Source organism: Brachybacterium rhamnosum (assembly GCF_039526185.1).
Classification (GTDB): Bacteria; Actinomycetota; Actinomycetes; order Actinomycetales; family Dermabacteraceae; genus Brachybacterium; species Brachybacterium rhamnosum.
The window spans coordinates 494,627-520,116 of record NZ_BAAAIS010000002.1; the positions used below are offsets into that span (position 1 = coordinate 494,627).

General features: G+C 71.7%; 22 protein-coding genes. 12 read left to right on the plus strand and 10 right to left on the minus strand.

Features of this window, described 5'->3' with window-relative positions:
* Positions 1-10: 10 nt before the first annotated feature.
* From ABD080_RS04160 to ABD080_RS04175, 4 genes are read right to left on the minus strand one after another with little or no spacing between them, the layout of a single operon-like run.
* A complete protein-coding gene (locus tag ABD080_RS04160) occupies positions 11-1,156 on the minus strand; it encodes an endo-1,4-beta-xylanase (RefSeq protein ID WP_343903742.1) in 1,146 nt (381 codons plus the stop codon).
* 58 nt (positions 1,157-1,214) lie between these two features.
* Positions 1,215-2,141 (minus strand): carbohydrate ABC transporter permease, encoded by a 927-nt coding sequence (locus ABD080_RS04165; RefSeq protein ID WP_343904631.1) that lies wholly within the window; start codon positions 2,139-2,141, stop codon positions 1,215-1,217.
* Between the two features lie 8 nt (positions 2,142-2,149).
* Positions 2,150-3,094, minus strand: coding sequence for an ABC transporter permease (locus tag ABD080_RS04170; protein ID WP_343903743.1), 945 nt, complete (start codon positions 3,092-3,094; stop codon positions 2,150-2,152).
* A complete protein-coding gene (locus tag ABD080_RS04175; RefSeq protein WP_343903744.1) occupies positions 3,091-4,770 on the minus strand; it encodes an ABC transporter substrate-binding protein in 1,680 nt (559 codons plus the stop codon). Before ABD080_RS04175 ends, ABD080_RS04170 begins: the two co-directional genes overlap by 4 nt.
* 378 nt (positions 4,771-5,148) lie before the next feature.
* Between ABD080_RS04175 and ABD080_RS04180 the strand changes: the two genes are divergently transcribed.
* The gene (locus ABD080_RS04180) at positions 5,149-5,823 is read left to right on the plus strand and encodes a hypothetical protein (protein WP_137769293.1); all 675 of its coding nucleotides are present in this window, start codon (positions 5,149-5,151) and stop codon (positions 5,821-5,823) included.
* Positions 5,824-5,826: 3 nt separating this feature from the next.
* On the opposite strand, the gene ABD080_RS04185 is transcribed toward ABD080_RS04180, so the two are convergent.
* Together ABD080_RS04185 and ABD080_RS04190 are read right to left on the minus strand one after the other, a co-directional pair.
* Positions 5,827-8,154, minus strand: coding sequence for a beta-glucosidase family protein (locus tag ABD080_RS04185; RefSeq protein ID WP_343903745.1), 2,328 nt, complete (start codon positions 8,152-8,154; stop codon positions 5,827-5,829).
* 152 nt (positions 8,155-8,306) lie between these two features.
* The gene (locus ABD080_RS04190) at positions 8,307-9,350 is read right to left on the minus strand and encodes a LacI family DNA-binding transcriptional regulator (RefSeq protein WP_343903746.1); all 1,044 of its coding nucleotides are present in this window, start codon (positions 9,348-9,350) and stop codon (positions 8,307-8,309) included.
* A gap of 291 nt (positions 9,351-9,641) precedes the next feature.
* On the opposite strand from ABD080_RS04190, the gene ABD080_RS04195 reads away from it, so the two are divergent.
* The 11 genes from ABD080_RS04195 to ABD080_RS04250 all read left to right on the plus strand — a co-directional run bounded on the left by ABD080_RS04195 (position 9,642) and on the right by ABD080_RS04250 (position 21,210).
* Positions 9,642-10,964 carry an extracellular solute-binding protein gene (locus ABD080_RS04195; RefSeq protein ID WP_137769296.1) on the plus strand — a complete coding sequence of 441 codons (1,323 nt, stop codon included), beginning with the start codon at positions 9,642-9,644 and terminating at the stop codon, positions 10,962-10,964.
* Positions 10,965-11,001: 37 nt separating this feature from the next.
* Positions 11,002-11,868 (plus strand): carbohydrate ABC transporter permease, encoded by an 867-nt coding sequence (locus ABD080_RS04200; protein ID WP_343904632.1) that lies wholly within the window; start codon positions 11,002-11,004, stop codon positions 11,866-11,868.
* 1 nt (position 11,869) lies between these two features.
* A complete protein-coding gene (locus ABD080_RS04205) occupies positions 11,870-12,682 on the plus strand; it encodes a carbohydrate ABC transporter permease (protein WP_343903747.1) in 813 nt (270 codons plus the stop codon).
* Between the two features lie 401 nt (positions 12,683-13,083).
* Positions 13,084-14,238: a Gfo/Idh/MocA family protein gene (locus ABD080_RS04210; protein ID WP_377827291.1), complete on the plus strand. Its 1,155-nt coding sequence runs from the start codon at positions 13,084-13,086 to the stop codon at positions 14,236-14,238.
* Positions 14,235-14,963 carry a ThuA domain-containing protein gene (locus tag ABD080_RS04215; protein ID WP_343903749.1) on the plus strand — a complete coding sequence of 243 codons (729 nt, stop codon included), beginning with the start codon at positions 14,235-14,237 and terminating at the stop codon, positions 14,961-14,963. The genes ABD080_RS04210 and ABD080_RS04215 overlap by 4 nt, the downstream gene beginning before the upstream one ends.
* The gene (locus tag ABD080_RS04220) at positions 14,960-16,051 is read left to right on the plus strand and encodes a Gfo/Idh/MocA family protein (RefSeq protein WP_343903750.1); all 1,092 of its coding nucleotides are present in this window, start codon (positions 14,960-14,962) and stop codon (positions 16,049-16,051) included. Before ABD080_RS04215 ends, ABD080_RS04220 begins: the two co-directional genes overlap by 4 nt.
* 46 nt (positions 16,052-16,097) lie before the next feature.
* Complete coding sequence (locus tag ABD080_RS04225) at positions 16,098-17,186, plus strand: Gfo/Idh/MocA family protein (protein WP_137769302.1); 1,089 nt, start codon at positions 16,098-16,100, stop codon at positions 17,184-17,186.
* A 126-nt stretch (positions 17,187-17,312) separates the two neighbouring features.
* On the plus strand, positions 17,313-17,756 hold the full coding sequence (locus tag ABD080_RS04230) for a MarR family winged helix-turn-helix transcriptional regulator (protein WP_240811201.1): 444 nt from the start codon (positions 17,313-17,315) through the stop codon (positions 17,754-17,756).
* A 43-nt stretch (positions 17,757-17,799) separates the two neighbouring features.
* Positions 17,800-19,095 carry an MFS transporter gene (locus tag ABD080_RS04235; protein WP_343903751.1) on the plus strand — a complete coding sequence of 432 codons (1,296 nt, stop codon included), beginning with the start codon at positions 17,800-17,802 and terminating at the stop codon, positions 19,093-19,095.
* A 165-nt stretch (positions 19,096-19,260) separates the two neighbouring features.
* Positions 19,261-19,947: a PadR family transcriptional regulator gene (locus ABD080_RS04240; RefSeq protein ID WP_343903752.1), complete on the plus strand. Its 687-nt coding sequence runs from the start codon at positions 19,261-19,263 to the stop codon at positions 19,945-19,947.
* A gap of 291 nt (positions 19,948-20,238) precedes the next feature.
* Positions 20,239-21,210 (plus strand): helix-turn-helix transcriptional regulator, encoded by a 972-nt coding sequence (locus tag ABD080_RS04250; protein WP_137769305.1) that lies wholly within the window; start codon positions 20,239-20,241, stop codon positions 21,208-21,210.
* On the opposite strand, the gene ABD080_RS04255 is transcribed toward ABD080_RS04250, so the two are convergent.
* From ABD080_RS04255 to ABD080_RS04270, 4 genes are all read right to left on the minus strand, one after another.
* Complete coding sequence (locus ABD080_RS04255) at positions 21,184-21,963, minus strand: sulfite exporter TauE/SafE family protein (RefSeq protein WP_137769306.1); 780 nt, start codon at positions 21,961-21,963, stop codon at positions 21,184-21,186. The genes ABD080_RS04250 and ABD080_RS04255 overlap by 27 nt on opposite strands.
* A gap of 93 nt (positions 21,964-22,056) precedes the next feature.
* Positions 22,057-23,352 carry an acyltransferase family protein gene (locus ABD080_RS04260; RefSeq protein ID WP_137769307.1) on the minus strand — a complete coding sequence of 432 codons (1,296 nt, stop codon included), beginning with the start codon at positions 23,350-23,352 and terminating at the stop codon, positions 22,057-22,059.
* Positions 23,353-23,369: 17 nt separating this feature from the next.
* Positions 23,370-24,134: an SDR family NAD(P)-dependent oxidoreductase gene (locus ABD080_RS04265; protein WP_343904634.1), complete on the minus strand. Its 765-nt coding sequence runs from the start codon at positions 24,132-24,134 to the stop codon at positions 23,370-23,372.
* A gap of 24 nt (positions 24,135-24,158) precedes the next feature.
* Positions 24,159-25,490: a GmrSD restriction endonuclease domain-containing protein gene (locus tag ABD080_RS04270; RefSeq protein ID WP_343903753.1), complete on the minus strand. Its 1,332-nt coding sequence runs from the start codon at positions 25,488-25,490 to the stop codon at positions 24,159-24,161.

Sequence of the window (25,490 nt, forward strand, 5' to 3'; positions counted from 1 at the left end):
GCGGGGCGTCCTAGTCCCTCAGCGCGGGGTGCCCCGCTCGTCCGCTCGCCGCAGCGAGCGCGTGCTGGACGGCGTCGTAGGCGGGCTTGCGTGTGAGGTCGTCCCGCAGGACGGTCGCCGCCCCCTGCCCCGGGAAGGTCACGGGGACCCACGAGTACCGGTCCACGACGCCCCACAGGGTGAGCGAGCCGCAGCCCTCGACGGCCAGCACCGCCTCGGTCGTGCGGCGGTAGTACTCGGCCTGGGTCGCCAGCTGCTCCGCCGTCGGCTCGCCGCCCTCGGGCAGGTCGATCCGCACGTCGAGCTCGGTGATCGCGGTCCGCAGGCCGAGGTCCGCGAAGCGGCGGAGGTTCGCGGCGAGGTCGTCCGGGAAGCCGTAGCGGGTCGAGAGGTGCCCCTGGGTGGAGAACCCGTGCACGGGCACGCCGTCGGCGAGGAGCTCCTGGACGAGCGCGTGGTACGCGTCGGACTTGGGGTTGATCCCCTCGACGTTGTAGTCGTTGAGGAACAGCTGCGCCTCGGGGTCGGCCTCGTGGGCCCACCGGAAGGCGTCGGCGATGATCCCCGGCCCCAGCTCGCGGATCCAGATGTTGGCCTCGGTGCGCAGCGCGGCGGAGTCGTCGAAGATCTCGTTGGCGACGTCCCACTGCTGCATGCGACCGGCGTAGCGGCCGACGACGGTCTGGATGTGGTCCCGGAGGATCTCCCGCAGCTGCGCGGGCGTGTGGTCGCCCTGCTCGAGCCAGGCCGGGTTCTGGTTGTGCCAGAGCAGCGTGTGCCCGCGCATGACATGGCCGTTCTGGGCGGCGAAGTCCGCGATGGCGTCCGCATCGGTGAAGTCGTAGACGCCCTCCGCCGGGCGGAGATGGTCCCACTTCATCTGGTTCTCCGCCGAGAGCGAGGTGAACTCGGCGGCGAGCACCTTCCGGTAGGGCTCGTCGTGGGTGAAGGGGTCGGGGTAGGGCTGCGAGAGGTGGTGCCCGCCGCCGGCGACGGCGCAGCCGATCTCGAGGACGTCCCCCACGGCGAACGCGAGGGTGTCCTTCTTCGCGAGGCCCGGGGGCGTGGGCTTCCGCTCCGCGTGCGCCGCGGCGGGGGTCGCGGCGGCGAGCGTCGTGGCGACGGCTCCGGCGGTGAGGATCTGACGGCGTCTCATGGTGTCTCCTTCGACGGTGATGAGGGTGCTGCAGAGGGGGTGCCGCGTGGTGGGCCGCTCAGCCCTTGACCGAGCCGAGCATGACGCCCGAGACGAAGTACCGCTGCACGAAGGGGTACACGCACAGGATCGGGACGAGGATGAGGATCATCGTCACGGACTGGATGTTGGCGTTGATGTCCGCGACCGCGGAGCCGGAGGCCGCGGCCCCCTCGGAGGCCGCCGTGGAGGCGCCCGCGATGAGGTTCCTCAGGTACAGCGTCACGGGGAAGAGGTCCGTCCGGTCGAGGTACAGGAACGCGGCGAACCAGTCGTTCCAGTACTGCACCGAGTAGAAGAGCACCATCGTCGCGATGACGGCCTTCGACAGCGGCAGCACGATCCGGAAGAAGATCCCGAACCAGCCGAGGCCGTCGATGTGCGCGGCCTCCTCGAGCTCGGTGGGCAGGTTCTCGAAGAACGCCTTCATGACGAGCAGGTTGAACACCGAGAGCGCCGGCGGCAGGATCACCGCCCACATCGTGTTCTTCATGCCGAGCGAGGAGATGAGCACGTAGTTCGGCACGATGCCGCCGTTGAAGAACATCGTGAACACCGCGATGCCGATCAGCAGGCCGCGCCCCCGCAGGTGCTTCTTGGAGAGCACGTAGGCGTAGGTCGTGGTCAGCACCATCGCGATCGAGGTGCCGATCAGCGTGTACAGCACGGTGTTGCCGTAGCTGCGCCAGAACGTGTCGTTGTTCGCGACCGCCCGGTACGTGTCCAGGTTCGGGTCCACGGGCAGGAGGTTCACCTTGCCCGCACTGATCGCGCCCGCCGAGCTGAAGGACTGCGCCAGCAGCATGACGAACGGATAGAGCATCACCGCGCACAGCAGGAGCAGCGCGATCATGTTGACCGTGCTGAAGATCCGGTAGGACCGGGAGTCCCGGATCCGGGTCGTCGTGCTGCGCGGGCTCGTCGTGGGCGCCGCCTCGGGCGCCATCGCCTCGATCACCACAGGCTCGTCCCCACCAATCGTCTCGAGATGAAGTTCGCGGCCATGACCATGACGAAGCCGATGATCGCCTGGAACAGGCCGATGGCCGCCGCATAGCTGAGGTTGTTGGACACCAGGCCCACCCGGTACAGGTAGGTGGAGATGACGTCCGCGGTCGAGTAGGTCATGGGGTTGTAGAGCAGCAGGACCTTCTCGAAGCCGACGTTGAGGAAGGAGCCGATGTTGAGGATCAGCAGCGTCACCATCGTCGGCCGGATGCCCGGGAGGGTCACGTGCCAGGTCTGCTGCCAGCGGTTCGCGCCGTCGATCCGTGCGGCCTCGTAGAGGGCGTCGTCGACGGCGGTGAGCGCCGCGAGGTAGAGGATCGTCCCCCAGCCCACCGTCTGCCACGCCTCGGAGACCACGTAGATCACGCGGAACCACTCGGGTCGCTGCAGGAAGGTGATCGGGTCCCCGCCGAGGGCCTCGACGATCTGGTTCGCAGTGCCCTGCAGCGAGAGCAGCTGGTAGACCATGCCGACCACGATGACGACGGAGAGGAAGTGCGGCAGGTAGCTGATCGACTGCACGATCTTCTTGAAGTGCCGGCGCCGCACCTCGTTGAGCATGAGCGCCAGGATGATCGGCAGCGGGAAGCAGACCAGGAGGGTGGTCCCGCCGATGATCGCGGTGTTCGCGAAGACCTTCCAGAAGGCGGGGTCCTGGATGAACATGCCGACGTAGCGCATGCCGACCCATTCGTCGCCGAAGATGCTGCCGCCGGGGCGGAAGCGTCGGAAGGCGATGACGTTCCCGGCCATGGGCAGGTAGCGGAAGACCAGCAGGAACAGCAGCGGGAGCGCCGCCATCGCGTAGAGCGGCCAGTCGCGTCGCAGGGCCCGCCTCCACCCGCCGCTGCGCCGACGGGGCGCCGCGGTGCGCGGCTCGGCGACGGTCATCCGTTCGCCTCGACGAATCGGGCCCGCGCGCCGTTGAGCAGCTCCATGTACTGGCTGAGCCCCGCGGCCTCGAGCTCGGAGACGTACGCGTCCCACTCGTCCATGGACCGCTCCCCCATGATGAAGCGGAGGGTCGCGGTGTCCACGGCGTCCTTGATCGGGGTGGCGAGCAGGGAGGCTTGCTCGAGCTCGGCCTCGTCGAGCGGGGCGGGCGGGAACGGATCGCGCGGGGTGCGCGTGGTGAGCACGTCGTCGACGTACTGGACGAACTCGGGGGTGCTGTAGGACTCCTTGAGCGCCCGGGACTCGGTGGACTCCGCCGGGAAGGTCGAGTAGCCGAGGTCGATCTTGATGTCCTCGCCGGCGCCCTTGTTGATACCGAAGTCGTCGAGCGAGTAGCCCTCCTCGAGCGTGATCGTGCCGTCGCCGGCCTTGGAGTAGGTGGTGCCCTCCTCGCCCCAGCGGAGCATCTCGCGCGCCTGCGGGCTGTAGTAGAGCCAGTCCACGAACTGCAGCGTCGCGAGGAAGTTCTCCGACTCGGTGACCGCGGAGCTGAGCATGAACCCGTGCCAGAAGTTGCGCGGCTCGACGTGGTCGCCGGCCGGGCCGCCCGGCGGCGGGACGAGGGTGATCTCGAAGTTGCCCTTGCCGACGGTCTCCTCGAGCGCCTGGGAGAACTCGATGGCGGTGCCGGAGGAGCCGGAGGCCGCGAAGCAGGTCTCGGCGGCGAACTTCTCGCTCACGCTCGCCGCGCCGCTGCCGTCGTTCGAGGCGGTGAACGACTCCTTGTCGAGCAGGCCGTCGGCGACGAGGCCGCGGAAGAAGTCGACGAGCTGGCGGTACTGCTCGGTGGTCGCGGCGTAGACGAGGTCGTCCCCGTCACCGTCGATCGCCCCGTCACCGAAGCCCCACCCGGCCTTGGTGCCGAAGGCGTGGGCGGCGTAGTTGAGCATCGACTGCCCCTCGAAGCCGTCCGCGAGCGGGACGGCGTCGGGGTGCTTCTCCTTGATGAGCACGAGCGCCTCGCGCACCTCGTCCCAGGTCTGCGGCACGGAGCCGGCGACCTCCTCGAAGACGTCCTTGCGCAGCACGAGGCTGAACACGGGGACCGAGACCTCCTGGAGGCCGGGGGTCATGTAGTACTTGCCGTCCGCCTGGCGGAGGTTCTCGACCATCTCCGCGAGGTCCCACTCCTTCACGTACTTCTGGAAGTTCGGCATCCTGTCCACGTAGTCGCTCATCGGCACCACGGCGCCGGAGGAGACGAAGGCGGCCTCCTCGCCGGTGTAGACGAGCGGGATCAGGGTCGGTGCGTCGCCCGCGCTGATCAGCAGGCTGCGCTTCTCGATCGCGTCGCTGAAGGGGATGTGGGTGAGGGTCAGCTCGACGTTCGTGAGCTCCTTGATGTGCTCGAAGATCCGCCAGGTCTTCTCGACGGGGACGTCGGGCCAGTCGGTCCAGAGCATGCTGATCTGGATCGGCTCGGTGGCCGTGAACTGCATGTCCGCGGCGTACTCGTCCATGGCGCCCACGTTCTGCGTGCTCACGTCGACCTTCTCCTCGGAGCCGGAGCCGGTGCCGCAGGAGGCGAGGGTCAGCGCGCCGAGGCCGGCCGCCGTGAGGCCGACGAAGCCTCGCCGGGTGGGACCGAGGGGGAAGGGATGTGCCGTTGCCATGGTGTCTCCTCGTCGAGAGCGGAGCCGCACGGGATGTGACGGCCGATGGTGGTCCACTGCCGCGAAGTGCCCCGATGCCGACGACCCGCTGCTCTGCGGGAGCATCGCGCTTTGATGCTTTCGAGAAGTTTCGCGCTGCCGTCACGCTAGTGCGCCCCTGCCGCGTGGTCAAGACCTCACACTCCTCGACCTGCATCGATCCTCGGCGCGCTCGACAGGCCCGCGACCAGCGAGGATCGCGACCTGACATGCCATGAAGGCGCGGAACGGCCCGTCCGACAATGTCACGATCCCGCAACATTGCGACCGTCACGGTCGAAACTTTTCGCCCCCGGGTGCCAGACTGTCGCCGCCAGCAGGCCCGACCCAGGAGCAGCGATGACGCATCCGGACGCATCCCCCAGCCCGCGGCGGCCGCTCGCCGCCGTCACCGTGATCACGGAGGGCGTCTACCGGGCGCTCGTCATCGAGGTGCTCCTGGTCCTCGCCGCGGTGCCGGCGCTCCTCGCCTCGTCGCTGCTGCCCGCCGGCCCGCTCGGCACGACCCTGCTCGTCCTCGCCGCGCTGCCGCTGCTGCCCGCGCACGCCGCGGCCCTCCACGCCTGGAGTCGGCGCAGCACCGGCGGGGACCTCGCCCCTGCCGCCGATCTCCTGCGGGGCCTCCGCCTGAGCACGGCGGACAGCCTCCGCCTCGGCCTCCCCGCCCTCGTCCTGCTCGCAGCGCTCACGACCGTCGCCTCCACCGCGACGTCCGTGCAGCGCGGGGTGCTCCTCGCGGCGGCGGGCGTCCTCGCCCTGCTGCTCGCTCGCGGCCTGACGATCCTCGCGCGGTTCCGCTTCCGCACGGTCGACGTGCTGCGCCTCGCGGTGCACACCCTGCTCGCACGGCCGCTCGCGACCCTCGCCCTGCTCTCGCTCGGGATCCTCACGGCCGGCTCGGCGGTGCTCGTGGGCGCCTTCGTGCCGCTCCTGTGCGGGAGCCTGCTCCTGCTCGCGCTCTCCCGCTCCGAGGCGCCCGTCGTGGCGCTGATCGAGGAGCGCTTCGTCGCCTGAGCCTCAGGCCCCCGCCGGCACGACCCGCTCCACGCCCACGGGCGTGACGAGCTCGCGGGGACCATCACCCACCTCGCGCACGGGGCCGACGATGCGGAAGGAGCCCTCGAGGGTCGCGTCCTCGCTCGAGGCGCCCACGCGCACGCGCAGCTCCCCGGGCTCGACGATCCGCCGATAGCCCTCGTCGAGGAAGGAGGTGCAGTCCGCGTGGAGCGTGAAGGTCACGCGGGCGCTCTCGCCGGCGGCGAGTCCGATCTTCGTGAAGCCGACGAGCCGCTTGAGCGGGCGCACCACGCTCGCGACGGGGTCGGAGAGGTAGAGCTGGACGACCTCGCGGCCCTCGCGGTCCCCCGTGTTGGTGACCGTCGCGGAGATCTCGACGGCGCCGTCGGCCGCGATCTCCTCGGCGGAGAGCGTGAGGTCGGAGTAGGCGAAGCGGGTGTAGCCGAGGCCGAAGCCGAAGGGGTACAGCGGCTGCGGGTCGATGTTGGAGATCCCCTCGCTGACCCAGGCGAGCACGGGGGCGAGGTAGGTGCCGGGCTGGCCGCCCATGCCGCGGGGGATCCCGAGGGGGAGGCGACCGGAGGGGTTCACGCGCCCGGAGAGCACGCCGGCGATCGCACCGCCGCCCTCCTCGCCGGGCATGAAGGCCTGCACGATCGCGGCGCAGCGGTCGGCGTACTCGCCGAGCGCGTAGGGGCGTCCGGTGACGAGCACGAGGACGACGGGGGTGCCGGTCGCGAGGACCGCCTCGACGAGCGCGTGCTGCGACCCGGGCAGGCGGAGGTCCGCGACGTCGCAGCCCTCGCCGGAGGTGCCGGCGCCGAAGAGGCCGGCGAGATCACCGACGGCGAGCACGGCGACGTCGGCCGCCTCCGCCGCGGCGACGGCGGCCGGGATGCCGCTCGTGTCCTCGTCGTTGATCGCGACGCCGGGCAGAGCGGTGACCTGCGCTCCGGGGAGCTCGGCGGCGAGGGCCTCGACGAGGGTGGGCACGGGCACGGAGGTGCCGTGGTCCTCGAGCCGGGAGAGGACGTGGTTGGTGAAGCTGTAGCAGCCCAGGAAGCTGCGCGCCTCGAGGCCGGTGGGGCCGAGGAGGGCGATCCGGGCGCCGGGGGCGAGCGGGAGGCCGCCCTCGTTGCGCAGCAGCACGACCGACTCCTCGGCCATGCGGCGGGCGAGGGCCCGGCTCTCCGGCGGGTCGAGGTCGATCGCCTCGCCGGCGGTGGTCGGGTCGTGGCCCGGGTCCAGGAGGCCGAGCGCGATCTTCTGGCGCAGCACGCGCCGCACGGCGGTGTCGAGCACTTCCTGCTCGAGCTCGCCCGCGGCGATCGCGTCGAGCAGCTCGGGGAAGGTGCTGGTCTCCGGCAGCTCGACGTCCATGCCGGCGCGGAGCGTCGCGACGGCGGCGTCACGGGTGGTCCCGGCGACCCGGTGCATGGACTGCAGGAAGTTCACGGCCCAGTAGTCGGAGACGACGGTCCCCTCGAAGCCCCAGGTGTCGCGGAGCAGCTCGGTGAGCAGCCAGCGGCTCGCGGCGGGCGCGATGCCGTCGAGGTCCGCGTAGGAGTTCATGACGGCGCCCGCGCCGCCGAGGCGCACGGCCATCTCGAAGGGGACGAGGTCGATCTCGTGCAGCTCCCGGCGGCCGATGGAGACGGGGGCGTGGTTGCGGCCGGCGCGGGAGGCGGCGTGGCCGGCGAAGTGCTTGAGGGTCGCGACAACGCCCTCCCCCTGGAGGCCGCGCACGTAGGCGGTCGCGAGCATGCCGGCGAGGTAGGGGTCCTCGCCGAGGGTCTCCTCGATGCGGCCCCAGCGGTAGTCGCGGACGACGTCGAGCACCGGGGAGAGGCCCATGTGGGTGCCGAGGCCGCGCATGTCAGCGCCGATGCGCGCGGCCATCTCGCCGATCAGCTCGGGGTCGAAGCTCGCGCCCCAGGCGATCGCGGCAGGATAGGTGGTCGCGCCGTGGGCCATGAGCCCGGTGAGGCACTCCTCGTGGGCGATCGCGGGGATGCCCTGGCGGGATCCGGCGATCACGACGGCCTGGAGGGCGCGGAGCTGCTCGACCCCGGCCTGCGCGTCGAGCGGGGCGCTGCCGAGGGCGCGGGTGAGGTGGCCGAGCCCGTGCTGCGCGGCGGCCTCGAAGGGGTCGCGGCCCTCGTCGAAGGTGGACTGCATCGGCGCGAAGCCCTCGGCGTCGCCGATCTCGGGGCGCTTCCAGTAGCTGCCGAGCTGGGCGATCTTCTCCTCCGGCGTGAGGTCCGCGAGCAGCGCCTCCGCGCGCTCGGCGGTGCTCAGCGAGGGGTCCCTCCAGGGGGCAGCGATCACGGGGGGCTCCTTCGCACGGATCTGAACCAGAAGAAAGGTTTCTCTCTACTTTCGATGCGATTCACCCTAGGGCCACCGCTACCCGTCGTCAACATCCCACGACCTGCACCAGCACGATGTCACGATACAGAGCCGCCCCGAAACCTTTCGGCCTATCGTGGCGCCGGACCCGTCGACTCGCGCGCCACGAGCTGCGTCTCGAGCTTGAAGGGGTGCGAGAACACGCCCGGATCCGCGGCGAGGGCGAGCAGCCGCTCCACGGCGACCTGCCCCATGGCGAACAGCGGCTGGCGCACGGCGGTGAGCTGCGGGCTCGTCCACCCGGTGATCATCGTGTCGTCGAAGCCGACGACGCTCAGCCCCTCGGGCACGCCGATCCCGCGCGCGCGGGCCTCGCGCAGCGCGCCGACGGCGAGGGCGTCCGAGGCCCCGAAGACCGCGGTGGGCGGTTCCGCGAGATCCAGCAGCGTCGCCGTGCCGCGCCGCCCGTCGGCCTCGCGGAACGGACTGTGGATGACGAGCCCCTCGTCGACCGGCAGCCCCGCCTTCGCGAGCGCGCTCACGTAGCCCTCGAGCCGCTGCTGGGCGGGGACCGAGTCGCGGGGCCCGGCGAGCATGCCGATCCGGCGGTGCCCGAGCTCCAGCAGGTGGTGCACGGCGGAGGCGCCGCCCTCCCAGTTCGTCGAGGTCACGGAGACGACGCCCGGCGCGAGCTCCCCCTCGACGATCGGGTCCACGGCGACGAGCGGGAGCGAGAGGCTCCGGCTCCAGCGCGCGTGCTGCGGCGCGATCGGGGTGACGAGGGCGACGAGACCGGCGGCGCCGCGCGCGGCGACCTCGGTCATCCAGGCCCGGTCGAGCCCCTCCCCCTCGGAGCTGCTGAGCAGCAGCTCGACGCCCGCCCGCCGCGTGGCATGGGCGATGCCGGCGAGCACGCCCATCACGTAGGGGCTGTCCACGGACTGCAGGTGCACGGCGACCGAGCGCGGCGCCTCCGGTGCGGCCCGGCGGCGCGGCGTGTAGCCGAGCTCCTGCGCGGCCTCGGCGACCGCCTCGCGCGTCGCGGCGCTCACCGCGGCGCGCCCGTTCATGACCTTCGAGGCGGTCGCGAGGGACACCCCCGCGCGCCGCGCGACCTCCTCGAGCCGCACGCGCCTCCGCGGTGCCGGCTCCGTCCCTGCCGTGCGCTGTCCCATCACCCCTCCGTCCGTGGTCCTGCCCGAAGCATACGAGAGAAAGTTTCTCTCGGGGCCATTAGGCCCGCCAGACCCCGCAGCCGAACGCCGCGGGAAAGCGCTAGCCCATCGAGCGGCCTCGGCGGCGTCCACCCCATCCCCGCATCACCCCAGGCCACAACCGTATCGATACACGGACCACGCGGTTGACGGCACTGCGGATCGTTGGTAATTTTCCCTTACTTACCGCTGTTCCCCCGCGTGCACCGCCACGCTCGACCACCCGTCAACGATGACATCCAGGAGCAGGTCATGAGAAACTTTTCCTTCACCCGACGTTCCCTCCTCGGCGGCACCGCCGGCGCCGCCGCCCTGACCCTCGCGGCGTGCGGCACCTCCGGCCCCGGCGGCTCCGCGGGCGGCGGCGACTCCGCCTCGATCTGGCAGCTCTCCGGCCAGCCGAACGAGACGATCTACCAGGACTCGATCGACGCCTTCAACGAGCTCGGCAAGGGCAGCCTCGAGGTCACGTTCTTCCAGAACGACGCCTACAAGCAGAAGATCCGCACGGCCATCGGCGCGGGCGAGGCGCCCACGATCATCTACGGCTGGGGCGGCGGCGGCCTGCGCACCTACGCCCAGGAGGAGCAGGTCGACGACCTCACCCCCTGGCTCGAGGAGAACGCCGACTTCCAGAAGCGCTTCATCGACTCCGTGTGGGGCGCCGCGACCGTCGACGACAAGATCTATGCGCTCCCCATCGGCGCGACGCAGCCGATCATCATGTTCCACAACAAGACGGTGCTCGAGTCGATCGGCGCGGAGGCGCCGGAGACTTGGGACGCCCTGCTCGACGTGATCGACAAGGCGAACACGAAGGGCGTCGCCCCGATCTCGCTCGCCGGCCAGTCCCGCTGGACCTCGATGATGTGGCTCGAGTACCTCCTGGACCGCATCGGCGGCCCCGAGGTCTTCGCGCGCATCGCCGCCGGCGAGAAGGACGCCTGGCTCGACCCGGCCGTCATCGAGATGGGGAACAAGGTCACCGAGCTGCTCGAGGTCAAGGCCTTCGCCGAGGGCTTCGAGTCCATGGCCGCGGACTCCAACACCGACCAGGCGCTGCTGTGGTCGGACAAGGCCGCGCTCATGCTCCACGGCGGCTGGACCTTCGGCGGCATGAAGTCCGGCGGCGGCAGCTTCGTCCAGGACGGCCGTCTCGGCTTCGGCCCCTTCCCCACGATCGACGGCGGCAAGGGCGAGCTCGCGAACCTCGTGGGCAACCCCTGCAACTACGTCTCGCTCTCCGCGGTCGCCTCCGAGGAGGAGAAGACCGTCGCGAAGGCCTACTTCCTCGAGGGGATGATGACGGACGACGTCGCCGCCGACTTCGTGGCCTCCGGCTCCGCCCCCGTCGTCACCGGGCAGGAGGACGCCCTCGCCGCGAGCGACGACGCCGAGTACCTGCAGTGGGTCTACACCTCGCTGCAGGACGCCCCCTCCTTCACGCAGTCCTGGGACCAGGCGCTGCAGCCCACCGCGGCGGAGCAGCTGCTGGTCAACACCGAGCAGCTGTTCCTCGGCAAGGCCACGCCGGAGCAGTTCGCCGAGGCGATGAACGCGACCCTGGAGGGCTGAGGTGACGACGACCCCCGCCTCCCCGCACCGCGAGCGCCTGCGGCTCTCGCACCTGCTCTTCGCCGCCCCGGCGCTGCTCTTCTTCCTCGTCTTCGCGATCCTGCCGCTGCTCGGCGTGGTCGCCCTGTCCTTCACCTCGTGGAACGGAATCGGCGCGATCGAGTTCACGGGCCTGACGAGCTGGACCGAGGCGCTCTCCCGCGAGACCACCTGGCACGGCCTGCTGCTGGTGCTGCTCATGATCGTCGCGACCTGGACCCTGCAGACCCCGCTCAGCATCCTGCTGGGGACCTTCCTGGCGGGGCAGCAGCGGTACCGCGGCGTGCTCGCGGTGCTCTACTTCCTGCCGCTGCTGCTTTCCTCCTCGGCGATCGCGATCACCTTCAAGTCCCTCATGGACCCGAACTTCGGGCTCGCGAGCGGGCTGGGCCTGCCCTTCCTCAAGCAGAACTGGCTGGGCGACTCGACCCTCGTGTGGATCGTGCTGCTCGTGATCATCGCGTGGCAGTTCATCCCCTTCCACACGCTCATCTACCAGGGCGCCGTGCGGCAGATCCCGCAGAGCATGTACGAGGCGGCGCAGATCGACGGCGCGGGCCGCGTGCGCCAGTTCTTCTCGATCACGCTGCCGCAGCTGAAGTACACGCTCATCACGAGCTCGACGCTCATGGTCGTGGGCGCCCTGACCTACTTCGACATCATCTTCGTGCTCACCCAGGGCGGTCCCGGCGTCTCCACCCGGATCCTGCCGCTGGACATGTACCTCACGGGCTTCCGCGGGAACGAGATGGGCGTCGCGAGCGCCCTCGCGGTGATCCTCGTGGTGCTCGGCCTGGGGCTCGCCCTCGGGGTGCAGCGGCTCGGCGGCAAGGACGCCTCCGCGAGCCAGACGGAAGGAGCCTGACATGAAGCGCAACTGGATCGGCGGCACCTTCGGGTGGCTGTGGCTGCTGGCCGTGCTCCTGCCCCTCTACTTCGTGGCGATCACGAGCCTGAAGTCGATCAGCACGTACTTCGGCTCGAACCCGGTGCTGCCCTCCCCGCAGCTCGCGTTCGAGAACTTCACCGCCGTGCTCGAGGCGGACTTCACGACCTACCTGCTCAACAGCGTGCTCGTCGCGCTCGGGACCGTGGTGCCGCTCGTGCTCATGGCCTTCATGGCCTCGTACGCGACGGTGCGCAGCCGGCACCGGCTGTTCCGCCCGGTGCGGAGCCTGTTCCTGCTGGGCCTCGCGATCCCCGTGCAGGCCACGATCGTGCCGATCTACCTGGTGATCATCCGCATGCACATGTACGACTCGCTCGCGGCGCTCATGCTGCCGGGCATCGCGTTCGGCCTGCCGCTGAGCATCCTCATCATCTCCAACGCCCTGCGGGACGTGCCCGGGGAGCTGTTCGAGGCGATGGACATCGACGGCTGCACCGAGTGGCAGAAGATGTGGCGCCTGGCCTTCCCGATAGTGCGCCCCGCGCTCGTCACGGTCGCCGTCTACCAGGCGCTCATGTCGTGGAACGGCTTCCTGTTCCCGCTGATCCTCACGCAGAGCCCGGACATGCGCACGCTGCCGCTCGCGCTGTGGAGCTTCCAGGGCGAGTACGCGACGAATGTCCCGGTCGTCATGGCCGCGGTGGTGCTCTCCTCGATCCCGATCGTGCTGCTCTACATCGTGGGCCGGCGCTATCTGGTGAGCGGCATGACCGCCGGGTCCGGCAAGTGATCGGCGGGGTCAACGGTCACCCGGCCGACGGTCGAGGTGGTCACGAAGGGGTCACGGCCGGTGACCGGCGGGTCACCGTCGGCCGGCCGACGGTGAGGGTGGTGGCGAGCGACGGAACCCCTCCGTCCCTGCGTCACCGGCCTCGTCGGCGGTCTCCTCGGCGGCATCCTCTGACCTCATCCCCACCCGGGGACGGGGGGAGCCGCGACGACGGCTCCCCCCGTCTTTCTGTTCCCTGACCTGCGCGACCATGATAAGTTCGAGATGTTAACCAGTGGTCGGCGCCCCGCGCGGCCGCACTCCCCTCACCGCCATTGTCCGCTCACCGAGGAGCCGTGACCCCTGCCGTGACCACTCAGACACCCCGCCCGCTGCGCGTCGGCCTCATCGGCCACGGCTTCATGGGCGCCGCCCACTCCCACGCCTGGCGCACCGCGCACCGCTTCTTCGACCTCCCGCTCACGCCGGAGCTGCGCACCCTCGCCGGCCGCAACCCCGAGACCCTCGCCGCGGCCGCCGAGCGCTACGGCTTCGCCGGCACCACGACCCGCTGGCAGGACGTGGTCGAGGACCCGGAGATCGACGTCGTCGACATCTGCACCCCCGGTGACACGCACCGCGAGATCACCCTCGCGGCGCTGGCCGCCGGCAAGCACGTGCTGTGCGAGAAGCCGCTCGCGAACTCCGTCGCCGAGGCGGAGGAGATGGCCGCCGCGGCCCGCGAGGCCGCGGCCCGCGGGATCCGCTCGATCTGCGGCTTCAGCTACCGCCGCACCCCGGCCCTCGCCTACGGCCGCCGGCTCGTCGAGGAGGGCTTCGTGGGCGAGATCCGGCAGGTCCGCGCGCAGTACCTGCAGGACTGGCTCGCGGACGCCGACGCCCCCATGACCTGGCGCCTGGACAGGGAGAAGGCCGGCTCCGGCGCGCTCGGCGACATCGGCGCGCACGTCGTCGACCTCGTCCAGTGGATCACCGGCACCCCGATCGAGGCGGTCTCCGGCACCCTCGCGACGGTCGTCCCCACGCGGCCCGCGGCCGGGGACATGCAGGGCCTCGGCGGCAAGGGCGACGTCTCCGGCGAGCGCCAGCAGGTCACGGTCGACGACACCGCGCTGTTCTCCGCGCGCCTCGCCGGCGGCGTGCTCGGCTCCTTCGAGGCGACCCGCATGGCGCAGGGCCGCAAGAACGCGATGCGCGTCGAGATCAACGGGTCCTCGGGCTCCGTCGCCTTCGACTTCGAGCGCATGAACGAGCTCGAGATCTACGACGCGACCGCCCCCGCCGGTCGCCAGGGCTTCACCCGGGTGTTCACCACGGAGCCCGAGCACCCCTACGCCGCGGCCTGGTGGCCCACCGGTCACGGCCTGGGCTACGAGCACACCTTCACCCACGAGGTCGTGGACCTCGTGCGCGCGATCGGCGAGGGCACCGACCCCTCCCCCTCCTTCGACGACGCCCTGCACGTCCAGCGCGTGCTCGCCGCCGTCGAGGCCAGCCATGACGACGGCTCCCGCTGGACCGCCGTCTCCCCCACCGAGCAGGAGCAGGACCGATGACCACCACCCCCACCCGCGAGGCCCTCGTCGTGCGCGGCGGCTGGGACGGGCACCAGCCCGTCGAGGCGACGGACCTCTTCATCCCCTTCCTCGAGGAGCACGGCTTCCACGTGCGGATCGAGGAGTCCCCCGCGGTCTACGCGGACGCCGCATACATGGCGACCGTGGACCTCGTGGTCCAGTGCATGACCATGTCCACGATCGAGCGTCCCCCGTTCGAGGGGCTGCGCGCCGCCGTCGAGGCGGGCACCGGCCTCGCCGGCTGGCACGGCGGCATCGCGGACTCCTACCGCAACGAGTCGGACTACCTCACGCTCATCGGCGGCCAGTTCGGCTGCCACCCGGGCAAGCACCCGGACGAGCGCCGGGGCGAGCAGGCGGACAACTACGTCCCCTACACGGTGACCATGCTCCCCGAGGCCGCCGATCACCCCATCACCCAGGGCATCTCCGACTTCGACCTCGTCACCGAGCAGTACTGGGTGCTCGCGGACTCCTACATCGATGTGCTCGCGACGACCACGCAGAAGGTACGCGAGTGGGACCCGTGGCACCGCGAGGTGACCTCCCCCGCGATCTGGACGCGGCAGTGGGGCGAGGGCCGCATCTTCGTCTCGACGCCCGGCCACCGGGTCGAGGTGCTCGAGGACCCGAACGTCCGCACGATCATCGAGCGGGGCCTGCTCTGGGCCGCCCGCACCACCGAGAAGGAGACCACCCGATGAAGGTCGGCATGATCGGCTGCGGGAACATCTCCGCGCAGTACCTCGCCACGTTCCCCTCCCTGCCCGACGTCGAGCTCGTCGCCGTCGCGGACATCGACCTCGAGCGGGCCCGCACGGTCGCCGCCGCCCACGAGGGCGTGCGCGCCCTGAGCGTGGACGAGCTGCTCGCCGACCCGGAGGTCGAGACGGTCCTGAACCTCACGATCCCCGCCGCCCATGCGGAGATCGACCGGCGCGCGATCGCGGCCGGCAAGAACGTCTACTCGGAGAAGCCCTTCGCGGTCGCCACGGCCGACGGCGCCGCCGTGCTCGAGGCCGCCGCGGTGGCCGGCGTGCTCACGGGCTCCGCCCCGGACACGGTGCTCGGCACGGGCACGCAGACGGCGCGCGCCGCGATCGACGAGGGCCTCATCGGCACCCCCATCGCGGCGACCGCGACGATGCTGACCCCGGGCCACGAGCGCTGGCACCCGGCGCCGGACTTCTACTACGTGCCCGGCGGCGGCCCGCTGCTGGACATGGGCCCGTACTACATCCATGCCCTCGTGACCCTCCTGGGCCCGGTCGCCTCGGTGATCGGGGCGAGCAGCCGCACCCGCTCCGAGCGCACGATCGGCTCCGGTTCCCGCGCCGGGGAGTCGATCCCCGTCACCACGGACACGCACGTCACCGGGGTGCTCGTGCACGAGTCCGGGGCGCTGTCCACGCTCGTCATGAGCTTCGACGCGGTCGCGACGACGATCCACCCGATCGAGGTGCACGGCAGCGAGGGCACGCTCGCGGTGCCGGACCCCAACCGCTTCGACGGGGACGTCGAGCTGCACCGCCTGGGCGGCGAGGGCTGGGAGACGCTGCCCGTCAGCGCCGGCTACCCGGAGGCATCCCGCGGCATCGGCCTGCAGGACATGGCCGAGCGCGGCGCGGGGCTGCGGGCCTCCGGTGCGCTCGGGCAGCACGTGCTCGAGGTGATGAACGGGGTGCTCGAGGCGGCCGCGTCGGGCTCCCGCGTCGAGATCGTGAGCACCGTGGAGCGCCCGGCGGCGGTGCCGCTGGCAACCCGCGGCACCCCTGCCCCGGCCTCTTCCTGAGCCCACAGACTGTCCCTGCCCCCCATCTCGACCGAAAGGACTGTCGATGCCTGCCTCCGAAGGCGCCAACTACGCCCCCGCCGCGATGCCGAAGCCGGTCGTGGAGCCCGGGGAGTTCGTGTTCGCCGCGATGCACCTGGACCACGGCCACATCGGCGGCATGACGCAGGGCCTGATCGGCGCCGGCGGCACGCTGAAGTGGGTGTACGACCCACAGCCGGAGCGCCTCGCGGCCTTCGCCGAGCAGTTCCCGGGCGTGAGGGTCGCCCGCAGCGAGGAGGAGGTCCTCGAGGATCCCGCGGTGCGCCTGGTCGCGGCCGCGGCGGTCCCCGGTGACCGCGCCGCGCTCGGCATCCGCGTCATGGAGGCCGGCAAGGACTACTTCACGGACAAGACGCCGCTGATCAGCCTCGAGCAGCTCGCCGAGGCGAAGGCGGCCGTGGAGCGCACGGGCCGCAAGTACGCCGTGTACTACTCCGAGCGGATCCACGTGGAGTCCGCGGTGCTCGCCACGCAGCTGATCCAGCAGGGCGCCCTCGGCGAGGTCGTGCAGGTGCAGGGCATGGGCCCGCACCGCCTGGGCGATCCGGCGAGCCGCCCCGACTGGTTCTACGAGCGGGCGCGCTACGGCGGCATCCTCACGGACATCGGCTCGCACAACTTCGAGCAGATGCTCACCTTCACCGGGTCCGACGACGCCGAGGTGCTCTCGAGCGCGATCGGCAACTTCGCGCATCCCGAGCACCCCGAGCTCGACGACTTCGGCGAGGCGCACATCGCGCTCTCCTCCGGCGCCTCGGGAGCGGTGCGGGTGGACTGGTTCACGCCGGACGGCCTGCGCACCTGGGGCGACGGCCGCACCTTCGTGGTGGGCACCGAGGGCTACCTCGAGCTGCGCAAGTACATCGACGTGACGACGGACAACGGCCCGGACCAGGTCATCCTCGTGAACGGCGAGGGCGAGCAGCGGATCGAGGCGCACGGGAAGGTGGGCTACCCCTTCTTCGGGGAGCTCGTGCTCGACGTGCTGAACGGGACGGAGAAGGCCATGACCCAGGCGCACGCCTTCAAGGCGGTCGAGCTCGCGCTCATCGCCCAGCGCGACGCCCGGGTGCTGCGGGCCGCCGGCCAGTGACCCCCTGACCCGACCGACCCGAGCCCCGTCCTCCCCCAGGGAGGGCGGGGCTCGGTCGTGTGCGGTCGGCGATAGTTCGTGATCCGAACTTGTTTTGATTCGCATTGCGAACTATCGTGGCTGCTCGTGAGCCCCTCCACCCCGATCCCCCGCGACGACCTCCCCCAGCAGCTGACGCTCCTGTGCAGCCAGTTCGCCCGGATGGCCGCCCGCTCGGCGAAGGTGGGCGTCTCCTCCGTCTCCTGGCGCGTGCTCGCGACGATCCAGCGCCGCGGCCCGCTGCGGCTCAGCGAGATCGCCGAGCGCGAGAACGTCTCGCGCTCCACCGCGACCGCCGTGATCCAGCGGCTCGAGGACGAGGGGTTCGTGGACCGCGCGACGGACCCCACCGACTCCCGCTCCTGGCTGGTGAGCCTCACCGCGGCCGGGGACGAGCAGCTCGCCGTCTGGCGCGGCCAGATGGCCGAGCACGTCGGCCCGCTCCTGGACGCGCTCCCCGAGGCCGACCTCGACGCCCTCTCCCGCGCCGCCGGCGTGCTCGCCGCCCTCGTGGAGACGCACGACTCCTGACCCCCTCCTCCCACCACCCGCACCGCGAAAGAAGACCCCCTGCATGAGTGCGACCACCGCCGCCCCCACGGCATCCACCACGAGCACCGCGCCGACCCTGCGCGACGCCTTCCACCAGCCCCGCGCGGTCTGGGCGATCGCCTTCGCCGCGACCGTCTCCTTCATGGGGATCGGCCTCGTCGACCCGATCCTCCCCGCCATCAGCGCCCAGCTCGACGCGACGCCCTCGCAGGCGATGCTGCTGTTCACGAGTTACCTGTTCATCACCGCGATCGCCATGTTCTTCACGAGCTGGTTCGCCTCCCGGGTCGGCGTGCGGACCACGCTGCTGATCGGGCTCGCCCTCGTCGTCGTCTTCGCGGCCCTCGCCTCGACCTCCGGCTCGGTCAACGAGATCATCGGCCTGCGCGCCGGCTGGGGCCTCGGCAACGCCCTGTTCATCTCCACCGCGCTCGCGGCGATCGTCGGCGCGACCGCGGGACCCTCGGGCGGCGCGATCATCCTCTACGAGACCGCCCTCGGGATCGGCATGGCGCTCGGCCCCCTGCTGGGCGGTCTGCTCGGCTCGATCTCCTGGCGCGCCCCGTTCATCGGCACCGCCGTGCTCATGGCGATCGGCCTCGTCGCGATCCTCGTGCTGCTGCGCCGTGAGCCGCGGCCGTCGCACGTCTCCCCGCTCGCCGCGCTGCGCGCCCTGCGCCACCCCGCGCTGCGCACCCTCGCCCTGACGGCGGTGTTCTACAACTTCGCCTTCTTCACCCTGCTCGCCTACTCGCCCTTCCCGCTCGAGGCCGCGGCGGCCGCGCGGGGCACGGAGTTCGGGGCCATGGGGATCGGCGGCGTGTTCTTCGGCTGGGGCGTGTGCCTCGCGATCACCTCGGTGTTCGTCGCGCCGGTGCTGACCCGGAGGATCGGTCTCATCCCGACCCTGCTGACCACCCTCGCGCTGATCGCGGTGCTCATGGTGGGCCTGTTCTTCCTGCACACCTCGATGACCGGGATCGTCGTGCTCATCATCGTGGGCGGGCTGCTGCTGGGCATCATGAACACCGCCCTCACCGAGACGGTCATGGAGGCGACCGACCTGCCGCGCGGCGTCGCGAGCTCCGCGTACTCGGGTGTGCGCTTCCTGGGCGGTGCGATCGCGCCGGCCGTGGCCGGTCCGCTCGCCGCCGCGACCTCCGCCGGCACGCCCTACCTGCTGGCCGCACTGACCCTCGTGCTCTCGATCGCGATGCTCGTCATCGGTCGACGTCACCTCGCTGCGGTGGGCCACGAGCCCCTGCACCTCGAGGCCGAGGAGGAGGCCGAGGCGATCGCCGTGGGCGACGGCGCCTGAGCCCCACACATTTCCCGACGGGACGGCCGTCGCGCCCCGGCGCGGCGACCGTCCCGTCGTCGTGACCCACGGAGCCCTTGACTCTCTCCTCGTGAACGATATATCGTGATGCTGTCGCGACACACACGGTGCGCGGCACCCCGGACCCGACAGAGGAGTTCCCCCATGCGACAGCATCATCACGATCATCACCACCACCATTCCCCCGACGACCTCCGCGAGGGCTTCCGCGGCGAGCGCCGCTACCGACCCGAGGACGGCGACCCGCGCGGTCGTCGCGGCGGCGGGCCCGGCCGCGAGGGTCGCGGGGAGTTCGGCCCCGGCGAGGGCTTCAACCCCCGCGGCCCCCGTGGCCCGCGCGGTCCCCACGGCCGCGGACGGCGCCCCCGCGGCGACGTCCGCACCGCCGTCCTGCTGCTCCTCGCCGAGGAGCCGATGCACGGCTACCAGCTGATGCAGACCATCTCCGATCGCACCAGCGGCCGGTGGACCCCGAGCCCCGGCGCGATCTACCCGACCCTCTCCCAGCTCGAGGACGAGGGGCTGGTCGAGACCGCGAAGGAGTCCGGCCGCAAGCTCGCGAGCCTCACCGAGGCGGGCGCCGCGCACGTCGCGGAGCAGCGCGAGGGCTGGAGCGACCCCTTCGCCTCGCCCGACGGCGATGCCGACCAGCAGATCCCCGACGTTCGCATGGCGCTGCACGACCTCGCGGGCGCCGTCCGCGAGGCGGGCCGCTCCGCGGACGCCGTGCAGCTGACCCGCGTGGCCGCGCTGCTCGCGACCGCCAAGCGGGACGTGTACGGAATCCTCGCCGCTCCCGGTTCGCAGCAGGACCCGGACGCCGAGGCATGAGTCGTCGGCCCCTCGCAGAACACCGCGCCCGCATCCCCTCCCCGGGGGTGCGGGCGCGGCGCATGTGGGGGCTCGGGCGCGGTGGATGTGCGCGTCGGCGTCCCCGCCACGTTGGTTCGCGCTGCGGTCGGCGAGGATGCCGACGATCACGTGCCCGAGCCGCCAGGCGATCGTGGTGACGGGGGCGGGGCCCGGCTCGGGCGAGGGTCCGCACCGCGGGTCTCGGTGGTCGTGCCGTCGTCGGCGCCTCGGAGGACAGTTCCTGTCCGCAGAGCGGGGCACACTGTCCCCATGAGCGAGGTGACGCGGCGTGCCCTGCGGCTGCTGGCGCTGCTGCAGTCCCGGACGGTGTGGACCGGGCCCGAGCTCGCCGACGAGCTCGCGGTCACCGTGCGCACCGTGCGGCGGGACGTGGACCGGCTGCGCGAGCTGGGCTATCCCGTGCTGACCTCCGCGGGGCACGGCGGCGGCTACCAGCTGGGTGCGGGCCAGGCGCTGCCGCCGCTGCTGCTGGGGCCGGACGAGGCGGTCGCCGTGGCGGTGGGGCTGCGGCTCACGGCGAGCTCCGGGATCGACGGCCTCGACGAGGACGCCCTGCGCGCCCTCACCTCGCTGGACCGGATCCTTCCGCCGCAGGTCCGCTCCCAGATCTCGGCGCTCACCGCCGCCATGCAGGTCCTCACGGGACCCAGCCCGTCGGCCCGACCGGAGGTGCTCATGACCCTCGCCGGCGCGGTGCGCGACGGGGTGCGGGTGCGCGTGGACCACGAGCGGGCGGACGGCTACCGCGCCGAGCGCCGCCTCGAGCCGTACCGGATCCTCTCCTTCGAGCGCCGCTGGTACCTCTTCGCGTGGGACCTCGAGCGGGAGGACTGGCGCACCTTCCGGCTGGACCGGATGCACGCCGTGCACGCCTCCACGCTGACCTTCGCGCGACGCGAGACCCCGGACATCGAGGCGACCGTGCGCGGCGCCGTCACCCACGGCCCGTACCCGACGGGCGCCGTCGTCCGGATCCTCTGCCCGCTCGCCCAAGTCGCCGAGCGGATCCCCGGCCGGACCGCGACCCTCGAGGCCGACGGGCCGGACGCCTGCATCCTCCGCGCCGGGGCCGACGACATGCAGTGGGTCGCCATGCGCCTCGCCGTGCTCGGGGAGCCGATCGAGGTCATCGACCCGCCCGAGCTGCTCGACGTCATCCGCGGGATCGGGGACTGGGCGAGCGCCGTCGGCCGGTCAGAGGATCAGCAGGGCGAGCGCTGAGACGACCGTCAGGACCAGGACGACCGACTCGAAGGCCTTCTGCGGGATGCGCCGCGCGATCCGGGTGCCGAGGAAGGCGCCGATCAGCACGACCGGCACCAGCATCAGGTCCATGACGAGCGTCGAGGAGGAGAGCAGGCCGAGGCTCGCGGAGAACGGCAGCTTGAGGATGTTGACGACCGCGAAGAACCAGGCGGAGGTGCCGAGGAAGGTCAGCACCGGCATCCGCATCGCGTAGAAGTACATCGACATGACCGGGCCGCCCGCGTTCGCGACCATCGTCGTGAACCCGCCGAGCAGGCCGTAGCCGGCACGGGCCGCGGTGACGCCGGCGCCGACGTGCTCCTCCCCCTCGGGCCGCTCGGGGGCGGGGCGGCGGCGTCGGATCACCGTCACCGCGACGAGGGCCAGCAGGATCACGCCGATGGTCGTGCGGACCACGTCCCCGCCGGCCAGCCAGAAGAAGATCGTGCCGACCACGAGGCCCACGAGCACGCTCGGGATGAGCCGCAGCAGCGTGCGGACGTCCGGCTCGCGGCGGTAGGCGTACAGCGCCGTCCAGTCGCCGACGATCAGCAGGAGCAGCAGCGCCGCCGTCGACTCCTTCGCAGGCAGGGCCAGGGCGAACAGCCCCACGGCGATCGTGCCGCCGCCGGGCAGCGCGGTCTTGGACAGCCCGACGACGAGCGCGCCGAGGACCACGAGGAGCCACGAGGCGACAGACAGGGCGGGGAGCAGGGAGACGAGGTCCATCGGGGGACGGGATCCTTGGTCGAGCAGGGCGACGCCGGGCGGGCGCGGGGACGACCGATCCTTTCACCGGGCGGGGGTCGCGTGCAGGACGGGTCAGCTCCGGCGCAGCCGCACCACGCCGAGCAGCACCATCCCCGCGACGGGCAGCAGCGGCCAGGCGGTCACGCCGCCCTCCCCCACGACTCCCACCGAGGCGACGACGCCGAGGCCCGCGGTGACGGTGACGGCGGCGAGGACGGGACGCCACGGGGCCGGAGCGGGGCGGGGATCCTCCCGGGGGTCCTCGAAGCGACCCATGACCAGCACCACGAGTCCGGTGAGGACGAGCAGCGCCGCGGCCCACAGCGGTCTCGTCGCCCACCAGGCGCCGCTCGCCGGCTCGGGCAGCAGCACCCTCGCGTCGAGGGCGAGCAGCAGCTGGGCGAGGGCGACCATGGCGGTGAGATGCCACAGGAACCAGGTCATGATCCGACGGTTGACGAGCACGGTGACGAACCACAGGCGCGGCCGGCGCAGCAGCGCCTCGAGGGGCTTCTCGAGGCTCAGCACGAGTCCGGCCTGCAGCATCCCGAGGAATGCCATGGTCACGCGGGTGGGGCTCGAGTTGGAGAGGTCGTCGGCCGCGGACGTGATCATCGAGACGGGGTACGGCCCCGCGAGCACGAGCAGCAGCAGCCCCGCGAGCCCGATGGCCGCGAGCAGGAGCCGCCGTCGGAGGCCGTCGAGCCGACCGTCGAGCCAGGCGTAGCCGAACTGGTGGAACGCCGCCCACACCAGCAGGTAGTTCGGGAAGCCGAGCAGGGGCTGGTCGGCGGCGATGCTGATCGCGTCGACCGCCCCGGCAAGCGCGATGCCGCCGACGATCGACCACCAGCCCCACCGCTCCCACAGCAGCAGGCACGGCGGCGCGACGAGGATGACCATGACGTACGCGGCGAGGAACCAGGTGGGGATCAGCGCCATCTGCGAGGCGAGCTGCACGACTGCATATGGCGCATCGGCGGCGACCGCCACGATCCCGATCACCTGCCATGCGAGGAGCAGCGGGATCAGCGGGATCCCGAGCCGGCGCAAGCGCGTGCGCAGCCACTGACCGTAGCCGACGCCCTTCCGGCGGGCCGATCGCCAGGACAGGGCGTTGGAGTAGCCGCCTACCAGGAAGAAGATAGGCATCACCTGGAACACCCAGGTCAGCGGGTGGGTCCAGGTCGCGATGTCGAGCACGCCGTGGGGAAGGATGCCGCCGTCGGCATCCACCGCGATGATCGTCCAGTGCCCGAGCACCACCACGGTGATCGCGGCGGCCCGCAGCAGGTCCACGACCCGGTTGCGGCTCGCCGGGGTCGCGGCGTCGACCTGCTCGGCACGGCTCGGTCGCGGGGTCGTCATCGGCCGAGCGTAGCCGCTCAGGGCAGGATCGCGTCCGTGTACCCGCCGTCGACGCGCAGCGCCCCGCCGGTCGTCGCCGAGGCGAGCGGGAAGCTGAGGTAGACGACCATGTTCGCGATCTCCTCGGGGCGGATCAGGCGCTGCACGAGGGACTGCGGGCGGTGCAGCCGCATGAACTCGGCCTCCGCCTCCTCCCACGGCAGGGACGTGTCGACGAGCTGGTAGACGAAGTCCTGCACGCCCTCGGTGTAGGTGGGGCCGGCGATCACGGAGTTCACGGTGACACCGGTGCCGGCGGCGTCCTTCGCGAAGCCGCGGGAGACGGCCAGCAGCGCCGTCTTGGAGACGCCGTAGTGGATCATCTCCGCCGGGGTGACGATCGCGGAGTCGCTCGCGATGTTCAGGACCCGGCCCCAGCCCGCCTCCTTCATGCGCGGCAGCGTCGCCCGGATCAGGCGCACCGCGGCGAGGACGTTGACCTCCCAGTACCGCTGCCACTCCGCGTCGGTGATCTCGAGCGCGGGCGTCGCACCGAACACCCCGAGGTTGTTGACCAGGATGTCGACGTCGCCCACCTCCGCGAGCGCGGCGGCGAGGCCGTCCTCGGTGGTGACGTCCCCGGGTGCGGCGACCAGGAGCTCGCGCGGGACACCATCGCCGACGAGCGCGTCGACCGCCTCGGCGAGCCGCTGGACGATCGCGAGGCCGATGCCCTGCGTGGATCCGCTGACGAAGGCGGTGCGATCGGTGAGGTCGAGGGTGAGCGTGCGGTCCTCCTTGATGGGTGCCGGCGCTCTGCCGCGACCCTACTCGCAGCCCACCCCGTCACCGTCGCCGTCGAGGTGCTCGGCGTAGCCGGGATCGCCGCGGTGGATCGGATCCGCGCCGGCCTCTCGGACCTCGGTGCAGTTCTTGTAGTACACCGAGCCACCGGAGGAGCTCTGCTGCTTCTCGGGCGTTTCCGTCGTCGGTTCCGGCTCGGCCTCCTCGGGGGCGGTCGTCACCACGTCGCCGTCGCCGCGGTCCGGCGTCGGGTCGTCGTCCTCGACCGCGGCGAAGCCGTCGCAGGTCCCGAGCACGCGCTCCATGGCGTCGCCCTCGGCGGGCTTCACCCACAGCTCGTACTTGGCCTTCACGGCGATCTGCCGTGCCACGTACTCGCAGCGGAAGTCCTTCGCGGGCGGCAGCCAGGTGGCGGCGTCGCCGTCGCCCTTCTGCCGGTTCAGGCCCGCGTCCACCGCGAGCAGGTTCAGCGGGTCGTTCGCGAAGGCCCGGCGGGTGTCGTCGTCCCAGCTCGCGGCACCGGACTGCCAGGCGTCGGAGAGAGCGACGACGTGGTCGATGTCGACCTCGGAGTCGCTGCGGTCGAAGGCGATCTCCTCGCCGCCGTAGGGGTCGTCGAGGGTGCCGGTGAGCACGACGCAGCCGTCGGTCCCGGCCTTGAGGGTGATCGCCGTGAGGTCGCGCCGCAGCACGTCGTTGCGGGTGTCGCAGCCGTTGCGGTCCACGTCGTCGCGCCAGTGGAACAGCTCCCGGTCGTAGCCGGTCTTCGGTGCACGTCCCTTCTCCTCGAGCCCCGCGAGCACGGCGAGCGCCGTGCCGGCCCCCGGGGACTCCGTCGTGGGAGCCGCGGTGGTCGGGGCAGCCGTCGTCGGCGCGGCAGTCGTGGGCGCTTCAGTCGTCGGAGCGGCCGTGGTCGGCGCCTCGGTCGTGGGGGCCTCCGTCGTCGGCGCTGCCGTCGTCGGATCCGGCTCCTCGATCTGCTGCACGGCGATCGTCGGTGCCCCATCGGCGGGGGCCGGCGGCTCCACGGCGGACCCCAGCGCGATCAGGCCGACGAAGCCCGCGACGAGCGCGGAGCTGATGATGCGGCTCGCCCATCGGGTGGGGGTGTCGGAGACGAGCGGCCGGCCATGCGCATCGCGAGTCCGACCGACGAGCAGGAGCACGAGGTCCACGAGCCACCACAAATAGAGCCCGCCGAAGGTGAGGAGCTTCAGCGCCCCTGTCCTCCACCGGCCCAGGTAGAAGCGGTCCGCTCCCAGCGCCCCGAGGAACAGGGAGAGCACCCAGGTGATCGCGTAGCTCTTCTGCCCGCGTCGCTGCGGCGATCGCCCGCTCCGACCGTCGTCCTGCAC

What these genes read in the sequence shown, in the direction of transcription:
- ABD080_RS04165 (WP_343904631.1), bottom strand. Translation starts at nt 2,141, where the DNA reads ATGGCGCCCGAGGCGGCGCCCACGACGAGCCCGCGCAGCACGACGACC.
- ABD080_RS04195 (WP_137769296.1), top strand. Translation starts at nt 9,642, where the DNA reads ATGAGAAACTTTTCCTTCACCCGACGTTCCCTCCTCGGCGGCACCGCC.
- ABD080_RS04215 (WP_343903749.1), top strand. Translation starts at nt 14,235, where the DNA reads ATGACCACCACCCCCACCCGCGAGGCCCTCGTCGTGCGCGGCGGCTGG.
- ABD080_RS04160 (WP_343903742.1), bottom strand. Translation starts at nt 1,156, where the DNA reads ATGAGACGCCGTCAGATCCTCACCGCCGGAGCCGTCGCCACGACGCTC.
- ABD080_RS04170 (WP_343903743.1), bottom strand. Translation starts at nt 3,094, where the DNA reads ATGACCGTCGCCGAGCCGCGCACCGCGGCGCCCCGTCGGCGCAGCGGC.
- ABD080_RS04210 (WP_377827291.1), top strand. Translation starts at nt 13,084, where the DNA reads ATGGGCGCCGCCCACTCCCACGCCTGGCGCACCGCGCACCGCTTCTTC.
- ABD080_RS04235 (WP_343903751.1), top strand. Translation starts at nt 17,800, where the DNA reads ATGAGTGCGACCACCGCCGCCCCCACGGCATCCACCACGAGCACCGCG.
- ABD080_RS04250 (WP_137769305.1), top strand. Translation starts at nt 20,239, where the DNA reads ATGAGCGAGGTGACGCGGCGTGCCCTGCGGCTGCTGGCGCTGCTGCAG.
- ABD080_RS04220 (WP_343903750.1), top strand. Translation starts at nt 14,960, where the DNA reads ATGAAGGTCGGCATGATCGGCTGCGGGAACATCTCCGCGCAGTACCTC.
- ABD080_RS04180 (WP_137769293.1), top strand. Translation starts at nt 5,149, where the DNA reads ATGACGCATCCGGACGCATCCCCCAGCCCGCGGCGGCCGCTCGCCGCC.
- ABD080_RS04255 (WP_137769306.1), bottom strand. Translation starts at nt 21,963, where the DNA reads ATGGACCTCGTCTCCCTGCTCCCCGCCCTGTCTGTCGCCTCGTGGCTC.
- ABD080_RS04190 (WP_343903746.1), bottom strand. Translation starts at nt 9,350, where the DNA reads ATGGGACAGCGCACGGCAGGGACGGAGCCGGCACCGCGGAGGCGCGTG.
- ABD080_RS04225 (WP_137769302.1), top strand. Translation starts at nt 16,098, where the DNA reads ATGCCTGCCTCCGAAGGCGCCAACTACGCCCCCGCCGCGATGCCGAAG.
- ABD080_RS04240 (WP_343903752.1), top strand. Translation starts at nt 19,261, where the DNA reads ATGCGACAGCATCATCACGATCATCACCACCACCATTCCCCCGACGAC.
- ABD080_RS04205 (WP_343903747.1), top strand. Translation starts at nt 11,870, where the DNA reads ATGAAGCGCAACTGGATCGGCGGCACCTTCGGGTGGCTGTGGCTGCTG.
- ABD080_RS04175 (WP_343903744.1), bottom strand. Translation starts at nt 4,770, where the DNA reads ATGGCAACGGCACATCCCTTCCCCCTCGGTCCCACCCGGCGAGGCTTC.
- ABD080_RS04260 (WP_137769307.1), bottom strand. Translation starts at nt 23,352, where the DNA reads ATGACGACCCCGCGACCGAGCCGTGCCGAGCAGGTCGACGCCGCGACC.